Annotated in this window: 10 protein-coding genes, 1 tRNA gene, 1 pseudogene and 1 riboswitch; of the genes and pseudogenes, 7 read left to right on the forward strand and 5 right to left on the reverse strand. The window is 48.4% G+C overall.

Annotated elements, in window-relative coordinates; genetic code table 11:
• Positions 1–243 precede the first annotated feature (243 nt).
• From QZ310_RS02625 to QZ310_RS02635, 3 genes are all read left to right on the forward strand, one after another.
• Positions 244–331 (forward strand) — tRNA-Ser (locus QZ310_RS02625).
• Between the two features lie 135 nt (positions 332–466).
• Complete coding sequence (locus tag QZ310_RS02630; protein WP_297070075.1) at positions 467–865, forward strand: FKBP-type peptidyl-prolyl cis-trans isomerase; 399 nt, start codon at positions 467–469, stop codon at positions 863–865.
• 14 nt (positions 866–879) lie between these two features.
• A complete protein-coding gene (locus QZ310_RS02635; protein ID WP_297070077.1) occupies positions 880–1,380 on the forward strand; it encodes an NUDIX domain-containing protein in 501 nt (166 codons plus the stop codon).
• 250 nt (positions 1,381–1,630) lie between these two features.
• Here QZ310_RS02635 and fldA read toward each other — a convergent pair whose 3' ends face one another.
• Positions 1,631–2,134, reverse strand: coding sequence for a flavodoxin FldA (fldA, locus tag QZ310_RS02640; RefSeq protein ID WP_297070078.1), 504 nt, complete (start codon positions 2,132–2,134; stop codon positions 1,631–1,633).
• Between the two features lie 187 nt (positions 2,135–2,321).
• Between fldA and QZ310_RS02645 the strand changes: the two genes are divergently transcribed.
• Both QZ310_RS02645 and QZ310_RS02650 read left to right on the forward strand, forming a co-directional pair.
• Complete coding sequence (locus QZ310_RS02645) at positions 2,322–2,825, forward strand: hypothetical protein (protein ID WP_297070080.1); 504 nt, start codon at positions 2,322–2,324, stop codon at positions 2,823–2,825.
• A gap of 104 nt (positions 2,826–2,929) precedes the next feature.
• Entirely contained in the window at positions 2,930–3,925 is a 996-nt protein-coding gene (locus QZ310_RS02650) for a class II fructose-bisphosphate aldolase (protein ID WP_297070083.1), read from the forward strand.
• A 131-nt stretch (positions 3,926–4,056) separates the two neighbouring features.
• Here QZ310_RS02650 and QZ310_RS02655 read toward each other — a convergent pair whose 3' ends face one another.
• The 4 genes and pseudogenes from QZ310_RS02655 to QZ310_RS02670 all read right to left on the reverse strand — a co-directional run bounded on the left by QZ310_RS02655 (position 4,057) and on the right by QZ310_RS02670 (position 9,961).
• Entirely contained in the window at positions 4,057–5,499 is a 1,443-nt protein-coding gene (locus tag QZ310_RS02655; RefSeq protein ID WP_297070084.1) for a DEAD/DEAH box helicase, read from the reverse strand.
• Between the two features lie 184 nt (positions 5,500–5,683).
• The gene (locus QZ310_RS02660; RefSeq protein WP_297070086.1) at positions 5,684–6,766 is read right to left on the reverse strand and encodes a hypothetical protein; all 1,083 of its coding nucleotides are present in this window, start codon (positions 6,764–6,766) and stop codon (positions 5,684–5,686) included.
• Between the two features lie 24 nt (positions 6,767–6,790).
• Positions 6,791–8,304, reverse strand: a pseudogene (locus tag QZ310_RS02665) (SLC13 family permease).
• Positions 8,305–8,722: 418 nt separating this feature from the next.
• A riboswitch (cobalamin riboswitch) is annotated at positions 8,723–8,906 on the reverse strand.
• Positions 8,907–9,160: 254 nt separating this feature from the next.
• Positions 9,161–9,961, reverse strand: coding sequence for a M48 family metallopeptidase (locus QZ310_RS02670; RefSeq protein ID WP_297070089.1), 801 nt, complete (start codon positions 9,959–9,961; stop codon positions 9,161–9,163).
• Between the two features lie 174 nt (positions 9,962–10,135).
• On the opposite strand from QZ310_RS02670, the gene QZ310_RS02675 reads away from it, so the two are divergent.
• Positions 10,136–10,927, forward strand: a complete 792-nt coding sequence (locus QZ310_RS02675; RefSeq protein ID WP_297070091.1) for an alpha/beta hydrolase — start codon at positions 10,136–10,138, stop codon at positions 10,925–10,927.
• A 580-nt stretch (positions 10,928–11,507) separates the two neighbouring features.
• The gene (locus QZ310_RS02680; RefSeq protein ID WP_297070093.1) at positions 11,508–12,956 is read left to right on the forward strand and encodes an alpha-amylase family glycosyl hydrolase; all 1,449 of its coding nucleotides are present in this window, start codon (positions 11,508–11,510) and stop codon (positions 12,954–12,956) included.
• The last annotated feature ends 746 nt before the right edge of the window (positions 12,957–13,702 follow it).

Below are 13,702 nucleotides of genomic sequence, written 5' to 3' on the forward strand. Positions count from 1 at the left end.
CCCGTCGTGAGCCGTCAAGCCCACCGACTAATCATTAACTTTTGACACTGTCCCCATGTCGGGCTTCTTTTGGAGTAGACATGGGGGCAGCGTTTTTTTCAATCCAATCCACGTCGGTGTAGCACTTTAAAAGTTCGCAATCAATTCCACCGTGAAAAAAATTTGCACAATCCGAATTAATTACCTACCTTTGCAGCCGTAATCGTTTCCAACTACGGATTCATTACTCGGAACATCCATTTTGGAGTGATGCTCGAGTGGCTGAAGAGGCACGCCTGGAAAGCGTGTATACGTCAAAAGCGTATCGCGAGTTCGAATCTCGCTCACTCCGCAAAACCAAACGCTGATTATCAGACGCGAGACAGCCCTGAAAATCAGCGTTTTTTGTTTCTCTACCCTGCCCTATATGGCTCTCGCACCCCCGGAGAGGCTGACGGGCGCAAATACTTTTTATTTCTTTCGCGACATGGCAAAACCGGAATACATACAGAAAAACAAAGCGTGGCTTGAGGAAAAGTCGCGTGAAGAGGGAGTGTATCCCCTCGACAAAGGCATTTTCTATAAAGTCATCAAGCGTGGCAAAACCGATGGACCGACCCCGAACAGAGGAAGCGTCGTCGTGGCCCACTATGTCGGCAAGACCATCAACGGTAAGACTTTCGACAGCAGTCGCGGCGGTGTCGCACCCGCATTCCGATTGCGGGAACTGATTCCGGGCTGGATAATTGCGTTGCAAAAGATGCATGTCGGTGATAAGTGGGAAATTTATATCCCCGCTGAACAGGGCTATGGAAAATTCAATCAGCCCGGTATTCCCGGTGGATCCACTTTGATATTCGAAATCGAACTGCTCGGCATTTCATAAATCAAGACGCTACTATGCCCAAAGATAACGCACAGGAATTGTTTCCGCTCGTAGATGAAACGGGAAAGGTGATCGGTTCGGCAACAAGAGGGAAATGCCATGACGGGAGCAAGTTGCTCCACCCGGTGGTACACCTCCATGTGTTTGACCGTGAAGGACGGCTCTATCTACAGAAACGCCCTGAATGGAAGGACATTCAACCGGGGAAATGGGACACAGCCGTAGGCGGACATGTGGATTTCGGAGAAGAAATACCCTCTGCTCTGCGACGGGAAGCGAAAGAGGAGCTTGGGCTCGAAAATTTCGAGCCGGAATTCATTGAGAGCTACATTTTTGAATCCTCTCGCGAAAGAGAAATGGTCAATGCTTTCAAAACCGTTGTCACCGCCATCCCACAACCATCAGACGAGCTTGACGGAGGGCGTTTCTGGTCACGGGAAGAGATTGCCGAAGCAATGGGCAAAGGCATTTTCACGCCGAATTTTGAAAGCGAGTATCAGAAGTTGTTTCTTTAAAGGGGCAGCGTAAAAAAATAGATACAAAAGAACATAATAAACAAAAGAAACAGAAGTATAATTTACTGAGATTAATCTTTTTGTATCTTCTGACCTTCTGTCGTTCTGTGCCTTTTTATTTTACGGCTTACGCCTCTTTAAACAAATTCAGAGAGAGGAGCGGGGTGGCTGCCCCACCCTGCTCCTCCCGCAATCATAAACATCAATCGACAAATGGTCCATGACTTGCTCCTGCTGGACCAAGGAGAAGTTATAGCATCGGTTTAATAGAATCTATCCAAGCCGAGATACGCGCATCGGTCAGATCGCTTTCGTTGTCCTCGTCAAGAGCAAGGCCGACAAATTTTCCATCGACAACAGAGGTTGATTCATCAAACGTGTAACCATCCGTCGATACCTCTCCGACCATAGTCGCGCCCGCGCCCTTTGCGGCATCGTAAAGAGCTGACATTGCATCGCAGAATGTGGTGCTGAAGCCGTTGGAATCACCGCAACCGAACACTGCCACAGTCTTCCCTGCAAGATCGGCAGATTTCAGAATATCGACGGCATCATACCACTCGTCCTGCAAATCGCCACTACCCCAGGTTGAGGAGCCGAGGAGAATGTTGTCATACTTGCCAAGTTTATCAGCATCAAGTTCAGAAGCGCTGTAGACCGAGGATGAATCCACACCAAGAGCCTCTGCTATGCGACGTGCAATGCTCTCGCAATTGCCGGTCGTCGAACCATAAAAAATTGCAGTTTCTTTCATACTTTGTTTCGTTATAAATTATCCTTTGTTACGTTGTAATTTATCTGAAATTCATTGTAAGTTATCTGAATTTCATTGTAAAATTATCCGATGCAAAATTATGAAAGAAACCCACCACAAAAAATACCTAAAAATAGGGTATTTTTAACCGATACTTCATTTTTGAATTTTAACAGAATTAATAATCATGCAGAAAGTCATCATCATCGGTTGTCCCGGTGCCGGGAAGAGCACTTTCGGGAGGAAATTGGCAGATGTGACCGGTCTGCCTCTACATTATCTCGATATGATATGGCACCGGCCGGACCGGACCACTGTCAGCCGTGAGGAATTTGACAAACAGCTCGACAGCCTGCTTGATGGAGACCGTTGGATTATTGACGGTAACTACATCCGTACACTTCCGTTGAGGCTGTTTCGATGCGACACGGTTTTCATGTTCGACCTCCCGTTGGAAGTCTGCCTCGCAGGAGCGGAAGAACGGCTTGGAAAAGAGCGCGTTGACATGCCTTGGACTGACACGGTACTTGACGAGGAATTCCGTCAATGGATACTCGATTTCCCCAAGATGCAACTACCATTGATAAATCTCTTTTTGGACAGCTATAATGGAACAGTCGTAAGATTCAAAAGCCGACGAGAGGCCGACGAATACATAATCGCACTTAAATCAGCCTCGAAGCCCGATTAAAGAAATTTTTATTTATTTAATTGACTCAACCGAGAAATTTTTGCTATCTTTGTGGCCATACAATTCTAATTACTTTTATTAACCAAATAACCTCTTAACTAAAAATGACAAGTTATAAGGAATTAGGCCTCGTGAACACCAAGGAAATGTTTGCCAAGGCCATCAAGGGTGGTTATGCGATTCCCGCTTTCAACTTCAACAACATGGAGCAGCTTCAGGCTATCATCAAGGCTGCTGCTGAGGAAAAATCACCCGTTATCCTTCAGGTTTCCAAAGGTGCCCGCAACTATGCAAATCCCCTTCTTCTCCGCTACATGGCTCAGGGCGCAGTAGAATATGCAAAGAGCCTCGGTTGGGAAAATCCCCAGATTGTTCTTCACCTCGACCACGGTGACAGCTTCGAACTTTGCAAGGACTGCATCGAACATGGTTTCTCTTCAGTGATGATCGACGGTTCTCACCTCCCCTACGAGGAGAACGTTGCCCTCACAAAGAAGGTCTGCGACTATGCCCACCAGTATGACGTGACTGTAGAAGGTGAGCTCGGTGTGCTTGCAGGTGTTGAGGACGAAGTTTCTTCTGACCACCACACCTACACTGACCCTGAAGAAGTTATCGACTTCGCTACCCGTACAGGCGTTGACTCGCTCGCTATCTCAATCGGTACTTCTCACGGTGCTTACAAGTTCAAACCCGAACAGTGCACCCGTGACGAGAACGGCCGTCTCGTTCCTCCCCCGCTGGCATTCAACGTGCTCGACGCAGTTATGGAGAAACTCCCCGGATTCCCCATCGTGCTCCACGGTTCAAGCTCTGTTCCCCAGGAATATGTTGACGAAATCAACGAATACGGCGGCAAACTTCCCGATGCAATCGGTATCCCCGAAGAAGAGCTCCGCAAGGCTGCCAAGAGCGCCGTTTGCAAGATCAACATCGACTCTGACAGCCGTCTCGCTATGACCGCTGCTGTTCGCAAGGTCCTCGCTACCAAGCCCGCAGAGTTCGACCCCCGCAAATACCTCGGCCCGGCACGCGACGAAATGGAGAAACTCTACAAGCACAAAATCGTTGCCGTACTCGGTTCAAACGGTAAAGCTTAATCCAGAAATTCTCCGGAAAGCGATATAAAATTTCGCCCGACACTTCTCAATCTGAAGTGCCGGGCGATTTCTTTTTCTTAACGACCGACTGCCGAAGCTAAATCCAAAGCACCGCCAGTCGTACCCACGGATTACGATTCCACGGAAGAATTACCGTGGCGCTTTTCCACCGGTTTCTTATTCCGATGCTGATTGGTTCCTTTTCGGGCCGATGATTTCATCCCGGAATTACCGGTATGACTATTGCCGGGTGAAACAGTCGGTTTTTGATTGCGACTGTCATTTCGGACTGCCTTCTTTTGTCCCCCGCCGTCTGACTGTCGTTTTTGACCGCCTGACGATGGACGGCGCTTCTGATTTCCGGCAAATCCCCTGCCGCCACCACTACGCTGACCGCGGCCACCGTTTCTCAACCGCTTCTTGGGTTCGTAGGCCGGAGCTTCCCCAAGTTCTGCCGGGACCTCCTGCTTGCGCACTTCATATCCCAAAAAGTCCTCAATCTGACCGAACTTTTCCTGCTCACGCTGACTGATGAGTGTGACGGCCATACCATCGGCATTGGCTCGGGCTGTACGGCCGATGCGGTGAACATAATCCTCAGCCTCATGCGGCACATCATAGTTCACCACCATTGAAATATCATCTATATCGATACCGCGCGAGAGGATATCTGTCGCAACAAGTACATCCAGACGGCCAGCACGGAAATCATGCAACACCTGGTCACGCTCGCTCTGCTCAAGATCAGAATGCATCTCGCCGGTCTTTATCTTTGCGCGACGAAGCTCACGGGTGAGTTCCTTGACCTTCAATTTTGAAGAAGAGAACACGATGACCCTCTGCGAATGGGCTGTGTTGAAAAGATGACGCAAAATCCCGCTCTTCTGCCCTTCATGGCATACGAAAGCCGACTGGTCAATCTTCTCCGTCGGACGTGATACGGCAATCTTCACTTCCGCGGGATCATTCAGGATAGCCTTGGCCATCTGCTGGATTTTCGGAGGCATGGTTGCCGAGAACATGAGGGTCTGGCGCTCTTTGGGCAACTGTTTGACAATCTGCATGATGTCATCATAAAAGCCCATATCGAGCATACGGTCTGCCTCATCAAGAATGAAATACGACACCTTGGACAGGTCCACATAGCCCATCTGCAGATGGGCGAGCAAACGGCCAGGGGTGGCAATCACCACATCAGCCCCCATCTTAAGCCCGCGCTGCTGCCGGGCAAACGTAGCGCCATCCGTGCCACCATAAATAGCAACACTGCTGACAGGCACATAATAGGCAAAGCCCTCCATCTGGCGGTCAATCTGTTGGGCCAATTCACGAGTTGGCGACATCACGATACAGTTCACATAATCCTTCGCTTCCGGAAGATCAGCCAACATGTCGATTACGGGGAGAAGATATGCAGCCGTCTTTCCTGTTCCGGTCTGCGCTACGGCAATGAGGTCGCGTCCTTCGAGAATAACCGGAATTGCCTGTTCCTGTATGGGTGTGCACTCATCAAAACGCATCGCGTCGAGCGCATCTAATATATCGTCGCTTAAAGCCAGCTCGTCAAATTTCATATTTACCTGTGTATTACAATTGCAAAATTACTCAAAAGTTTCCTATGTGCCAAAAGAAGCCGACAGGCAATATGAAAGGCCGATGTAAAATCACCGTAACAGGTATCCGCTATCGCTATGATAAATGAAAAGAGTTTGGCAGAAAAGATTGAAAAGCGATAGCGGATGCCTGATCGGTGACAGGTCAAACGGCCGCGAGCTCTCTCAGCTTACGCCATTGATCCTCGTATATTAAAGCCCTTTCAGAATAGCTTGCCAATTTGAAACCGGTGCGTGTACTGATAGCCAGACGGGATGAATCTATGAACCGACCGACTTTACTGACAACACTCCTTAATGAAACCGGATTGTCCTGCAAGGGGCTGTGCGCATCAGCCAGGCCAATCACCACAGCTTTTCCATCCGGAATGTGGCGCATAACCTCAATGGCATAGTCGTTTCCGAGATCAAGGGGAATGAAAAATTTATCAACATTCAATGTAGCCAACGCATCCGGCATAATATTGTCCGGATAATTGACATACTCCCATTCCGGCACAATCTTATCACCTCCGGAGAGATATATAGCTTTTTCCATTCCTTCCGGAATACCGTCCAGTGAGTCATTTATCACTCGTAAGAGCTCACCGTGCAGTTTGAGCAGGTCAACCCCACCTTGAAGCAAGCATTTTGTGTAATTATCATCACACATGAGACCGAGTGCAGTATCATCATATTGCAGTGAATCGCAGCCGAGTTCATGCAGCTTCAACGCAGTCAGACGATACGATTCAGCTATGTCATCTATCAGTGTATCAGGTGAGGAATAAAGTTTTTCCGGATGTCCGTTGGAAAGCGCGTAGATTTCCAGCAACAAGTCGGCCGGCGAGGGAAGCGATTGACGGCATCCGGCTCTTTGCGCAACCGTGTCGTAAAGAAAACGGAAATCATCAAAGAATGGATGGTCAGGATTGAAGCCAATCCTTCCGATAAGGTGGATAAGATCTGTCGCACTCTCTACCGGCTGATATAATCGGCCTGTAGAGATATGTTCGCATGATATTCCATTCAGACCAAACCAAAAATCCTTGGCCCAATGCTTTCGCCTTAGCTCACCGGAGGTAACAAACGGCAGGCCACAGGCTATCTGCCGTTCCACTATCCTCCTGACAGCCTCATCCTCAATAGCGACAAGCGATTCGCGGTCAATGATGCCACGTTCAAAGTCCCGACGGGCTGTGATTAGTACTTCATCAGGCAGAATGCTGCCGATTGCTTCTATTATCATGGTTACAGATATATTTATTGTGTTTTAGAATATTCCTTTGATACCACAGAACATCAGCACGATATAACCGAGAATCAGTCCGACCACCCCCATTATGAGACCGGTCTTGACCATATATTTCTGTTTTATGAATCCGGTCGCATCGGCAAGCGCGTTTGGTGGGGTTGAAATCGGAAGGATCATTGCAACCGATGAGCAAATGGCAACCCCGATGAGCAGAGTCGAAACACCTCCGAAGGGCGCAAGCTCGTCGGACATTGAGCCTCCGGCAATAGCGAGAATCGGAATGAAAAGTGCAGCAGTTGCTGTATGACTTATGAAGTTTGCCATGAGATAGCATAGCAATCCCGAGCCTACGAGCACTATCATCGGTGGCCATGCGGCGAATGGTACGGATTGGATAAGATGGGTCGCCAGACCGGACTCTTTCATAGCCACCCCAAGGGCAAATGCTCCTGCTATCATCCACAGAATGCTCCACGACAACTGCTCAAGATCTCGCTTGGTGATGATGCCGGCCATACAGAGCACCGCAACCGGAAGCATAGCCACAACATTCGCATTGACCCCGTTATTGAATCCGTTAACCAAAGAAGAATGGTGACAGCGAAGGTGGCATATACCACCTTATCTTTCCAATGCGGACTATGATTCGATTCAATCTGAAGATGTATCTCTTTCTGCTTGAACGGGAACAGTTTTTTCAAGACCAACCATGCGATGAAGAGCAAAACAAGTGTCAGAGGGACCATTACCATCATCCACTTTCCGAAGCCTATTCCAAGATCCATACCGTTAGGATCGTTAAGAAATTTCAAGGCGATAGCATTCGGAGGCGTACCGATAGGGGTACCCATTCCTCCAATATTCGCCCCTACAGGTATTGCCAGCGCCAGACCGATTTTCCCTTTCCCGTCAGCAGGAAGTGCGCTCAACACAGGCGCAAGGAAGGTGAGCATCATGGCAGCCGTAGCCGTATTACTGATGAACATGGAGAATATCGCGGTTACCAAAATGAACCCGAGCAACACATTTTCCGATTTTGTTCCGAATGGCATGAGCATCACTTTCGCCAACTTCACGTCCAGTCCGGACTTTGTAGCCGCAATAGCAATTATGAAACCGCCGATAAACAGCATGATTGTCGGATCAGCAAAACAATGAAGGATATCGGTATTATTTATCAGATTGTCCATCTTCTTTCCATCGGGTCCTGACTGGAAAAACCAAAGGGCACTGTTTGACGTACAGAACAGCAGCAGGACCACTACGACAAGTGATGTTGTCCACGCCGGAACGGCATCAAAAAGCCACATCAAAGCAGCAAATACAAAGATGGCAAGCACACGGTGTTCCACCGGCGATAATCCCGGCAACCCATACATATCCGATGGGGCAATCCAGAAAAATAATGGGATAGCGATAGCAAGGAAAAGCTTGAGAGCCTTGATGCCGATAGGATTGCGTTTGTTGCGATTCGCTTTTTTCCATCTGTGATAATCCTCGACCAGATGGAATCCATGAAACATTGTAAACATATCCTCACAACACTACATGGTTGAGAATTTCGTACTTATCCCTGAAATACGGCTTTCTGCATCTGAAACAGCTTCACTGCGATACAGAACGCCACCGGAGTTGTAGACGGGAAACGAATTTTTGTGACACTCCGTAAATGATGGACTGTCACATCTTCTGGCAGCAAGGAATCCAAACAGGAACTCCTTTTCGCACCTTGAACACTTCATAAAATGATAATGAGGTTTTAAGGTGGAAAAGATTAAAGACGGAAGAAACGGAATATTCAAAGGACCGGACATGACAAACCGGCCACGGCATCAAGAGACCGTAGCTGCCATTCAGAACCATGCCGGAATTTTCGTCCCGACATTCAGCCGAAATTGCTTGTATTTGACTGTCGTTTCTCCTCACTTCAAAATCTAATCCACGAGATTATTGAAATAAAATCCGTCTGGCAGGTCTCCTGACTTATCCCATGTCACCGGCACCTTCCCATCGAAATATCCGACAGTGGCATAAAGCCGGTGATTTTTAGGAATCACAGTAGCGGGTCTGTCCCGGATTCTCACCGGGTTCCCTATTAATCGCGTCTCCGCGAACCAAAACGTACCGCAAAATTAAACAATAATATTTATTCGGCCAAATATCCATAGTGGCCAACCCTATTATCCGAACATCAATTTCATCTAAAATGACCCCGCGAACTATACTCCAAACGGACATATCAATCCCTCTATTTACAATCAGGGCTGACTCCTATCAAAAAAGGAATCAGCCCCTGATTTTATCATTCGGCGAATAATATTAACTGACGGTGATGAATTACACCTATATAATATATAATATTAAAGCCTCAAATCTTTCAATAAAATATTATTTTTCAGCAGCCGGACGGGGGATGCCGTCTTTCTCACAGCGTTCAGTCATCCTTTTTATACGGGCTGCTGTCTCGGGATGTGATGAGAACATCTTTGAAATATAGCTTGAGCTTCCTCCGGATTGGCCTTCCATATTCTGGAACTTTTCAAATGCCTGTACCATGCCCCAGGGATTCTTGCCATTAGCTTTCAAAAATTCATAGCCATAATCATCAGCTTCCGATTCCTGCTTCTGCGAATATTTTGCATCTATCAGTGACTGGCTCAAAGCCATCAACTGCGATTCTGTAAGAGCAGCCGCCTTGCCACCGGTTGCAGCAATACCGTCTTTCAAAGCATCGCTGAGGAGCGTTGTGCGGAACGCGTTTTTAGAATGATGCTTGGCGACATGGCCGATTTCATGACCGATAATGCCCAGCAACTCATCATCGCTCATTATATCCATGAGTGACGAGAACACACGGACACTGCCGTCGGCACACGCAAAAGCATTGACATCAATAACCTTATATACTTTAAAATTCAAAGGAATACCATCGGCATCATTGAGACCCTCAGTTAGCTTCATCAAGCGCACGGTATAGGGGTCATCGGCCTCAGCCACAGGATTATTCTTATCCATCCAGTCAACCGACTCTTTAACATAGGCAGCCATTTCACTGTCTGTAAGCGTGGCCGCTTTAACAGCCTTCACACCGGCACCGATTGCCTTTCCAAGATTGAACTGAGCTGAAACAGGAGCAGCAGCGCTGAGTGCCACTGCAACGGCAAATGTCTTTAATAAGTTCTTTTTCATTTGAAAAACATCTTTGAGTTTTTGTTGATTTGGTCTGTGCGTATGTCTTCTTTGCAGATGACATATATGTTTCGGAGGGACAAATTTAGATAAATCCAATGACTTTTGCTATATTTGCGGACAAATTATCCACACTTTAAAACTCAATCACCCTTCAATAACCGTGATAATATCATGATTAAAAAACTACTCAAATATCTGGCTGTGTGCCTCTCGTTCATTTCAATTGCCACAGTTGTAAACGCGCAGACCCGAGTCATCAAGATTGCAAATCCAAAGATGACTGTCTTTCTCCCTCCCAAGGGCCTTGAATCAGGAAAAGCACTTATCGCACTTCCGGGAGGAGGCTACTCCCATCTCGCCGTCAACCATGAGGGCTTCCATTGGGCTCCATTTTTCAACAAGGAGGGTGTGGCATACGCCGTCCTTGAATATTCAATGCCCAAAAGCGACCCATCAATACCGATGAAAGATGTCGAAGCCGCATTCAAAATCATGGCGGACAGCGCAGCCAACTGGGGCTTCCGCCCTGACAGCATCGGCATCATGGGCTCATCGGCCGGAGGACATCTTGCCTCGACTGTCTCCACTCACCCGACCGAAATATGCCAACCCGCCTTCCAGATACTCTTCTACCCTGTCATCTCGATGAACCCCGAAATCACCCACAAAGGCTCACGCAAAGGCTTCCTCGGTGAAAACCCCTCAGAAGAACTGGAGAAAACCTACTCTTCCGAACAGCAAGTGACCGCCTCTACCCCGCGCGCTCTTATGCTCCTCAGCAGCGACGACAAGACAGTTGTCCCCGCCAACAGCCTACGGTATTACGAATCCCTCATCAAAGCCGGCGTTCCGGCATCAATCCACATCTATCCCACCGGCGGTCATGGATGGGGTTACCGTGACACATTCAAATACCATCAGAACGTCCTCGACGAAATCTCGGCATGGCTTAAAAGCTTTTGAGCGCCATGCAGGACATAATACATGTACCACATTATAATATTAGAACTACCCTATATTACAACCACTACATGTCAGAACCGCTCCGGCCATCTACCACCGCTCTCTGATATTAGAATCACCCCGTCCACACCTATTTTACCGCATTAATTCAGGCAGATTTAAAAGGCAAATATCAAAATTTTCGCACCAAATTTGGAAAATCCCCAAAAACTTCATACCTTTGCATCGCTTTAGAGCAGACCATGCGTCTGCTTTGGGCACTAAGGATTGTCTTATGGTGTAATGGTAGCACTGCAGTTTTTGGTTCTGCCTGTCTTGGTTCGAATCCAGGTAAGACAACAAACGAAGAGGTCTAAGATTCTGAGAATCTTAGACCTCTTCGTTTGTTGTCTTACAAGTGGTCACCCATACACCAAACTCGAATTTGGGCATCTCATATTTTTTGCGTAACTTTACAAATGAGAAACCGCAGGGTGACTGCATCAAATTTCGCATATCCATGCTGCGGAGAGATTTGTCATACACGTATTTTATTTATTTTTTTCACCTTTCCATTCTTTTCAATCCAATCTTATCAACGATGAAATTCAAAATGATATTTTTCAGCCTGCTCGCATGGCTTCCGGGCTTCATCTGTGGCGCACGGGCGCAGAAGCCGGTGGAGGACCCACGCGAGCTCGTTATCTATCAGGTCATGGTGGCCTCTTTTCAGCATTCGCCCGACGGCGCTCCCGGCTACAAGGCTATGTGGGGACCTGACGATGCGATGAAAAACGGCAACCTGCGCGGAATCATCAACTCTCTCGACCACATCAAAAGCCTCGGAGCCAACGCTCTGTGGATGACTCCCATCTTCGACAGTTCGACGGCTGAAGGTGGCGAGAAGCTTCAGGCCACAGGATATTTCACCAACGATTATTTCAAGATAGACCCGCATTTCGGCACCGAGGCCGACCTCCGCGAACTCGTCGACAAGGCCCATCAGCGTGGAATCCATGTCATCCTCGACGGTGTCTTCGGTCATCACGGCGGCGTGACAACTCCCTCACCCGGTGGCCACAGAATCCACTCGGAACGCGTGTTCAGCGACCGTGGGGAACAGGGTGGCACAGGCAACGTGGCCTATCCGCAGTCGCTCGACTATTTCAAGGAACTTGCCACCTATTATATAGAAAACTTCGACATTGACGGATGGCGTCTCGACCAGGCATATCAAGCCACACAAGGTGGCCACAATTACTGGACCGAAATCCGCGCTGCCGTCGATTCGGTCTGCGCCGCCCGGAAAGCTCGTGGTGAACAATGGGGCACCCTCGGCTATATGGTCGGTGAGGACTGGGGCACGGCCGACGTCATCAACAAGGGTGTCTACAAGGACGGCGGTCTCGTCAGCGCCTTTGACTTCGATGGCAAGGAGCTCATCAGCGGCCCCATGCAGGAAATTGGTTCTGAGGGACTTGAAAACGGATGGAATGACGTAATCACCGTCCTCTCTCCCCCGACATCCCGCGGTTATCTCAACGATTCCGTGCAGCCGAATCTCTTCCTCTCAAACCACGATGGCTACCGTCTGGCCGACCATTTTGATACGGCTGACCCACATTTTTATCAGAAACTTATGACCCGCCACGCCATCCTCGCAGCTTATTCCGGTCCTGTCACGCTATATTACGGTGATGAATTTGCCGACCTCAGCCGCGATTCCAAGGGTGCGCAGAAGGACAATATCGCCCGCACGACAGGCCATCTCTCTCCGCGCAACAAAGAGGAAAAAGCCCTGAGCAAATACATTTCCAAGGCAATGAAATTCCGCGCAGAGAATCCTGCGATGTGGCGCGGAAAGGCTCAATTCCACACCCTCTCCCCCACTCCTGACACCAATATACTCGTCGTCACGAAGACCGACGAGACCACCGGAAACCAAGTGCTTGTCATCTTTAGTGACAATGACTATACCCTCCCCCTCCCTCAGACCGGAACAAGCGTAAAACTCAACGCCTGGGTCCCTGAATTCATCAAAATCAAGTGACCTTCCGGTTTCATAGATTAAAATCCCACCATACGCAACTACCGTGCAGAATGGCGATTAGCTAATGGATGGTGTTTACATTGCAAGCCAATGTAAACGCCATCCATTCCGCATGGCAACCGGCAAGCTGCGAAGTCCAAATGATGATTCCATCACCAGCTTAAATGAAAATAACAAACGGGTAGTTATATAGCAGCAGCGGTGCACTGGTAGCCCCGCATCGAGCGGTAGCGCAATGAAGCCCGCAGGGCGAAATTGCGCACCGCGAAGGTGTGGGGGGGTAAAGGTTAATTTCCAACAATGGGCATCGAAGATGTCCGATAATAGCATCCCGTTACACCCTAAATCATCATCCATAAAATATACCAATTCCCAACACAACGAAAATTGGTATATTTGGTATTTTCCGCGACCCAGCTACGTCAATAATAATTTGAATTTCACAAAAATACAATACATCCGGCGGCGGGTTATTATCGGACATCTTCGATGCCCGCTCTGGGACGACCGACAATCTACCCACACACCTTCGCGGTGACGCAATTTCGCCCTTCGGGCTTCATTGCATCGCCGCTCGATGCGGGGCTATGACCGCAACGCTGCTCCGCAGCTTACTGTCCGCCATCCGGTATGATATAATAACCGCTTGGTCAATTTCAGACTTTGTGGCGGGTCGATATTGAAGAGAATTTTTCCTCGCTTTTTGCATTATCGCACCTTTTTGGAGATTTGAGCTTGTAACTTTG

The sequence above is a fragment of the uncultured Duncaniella sp. genome (genome assembly GCF_910577345.1).
Taxonomy (GTDB): domain Bacteria; phylum Bacteroidota; class Bacteroidia; order Bacteroidales; family Muribaculaceae; genus Duncaniella.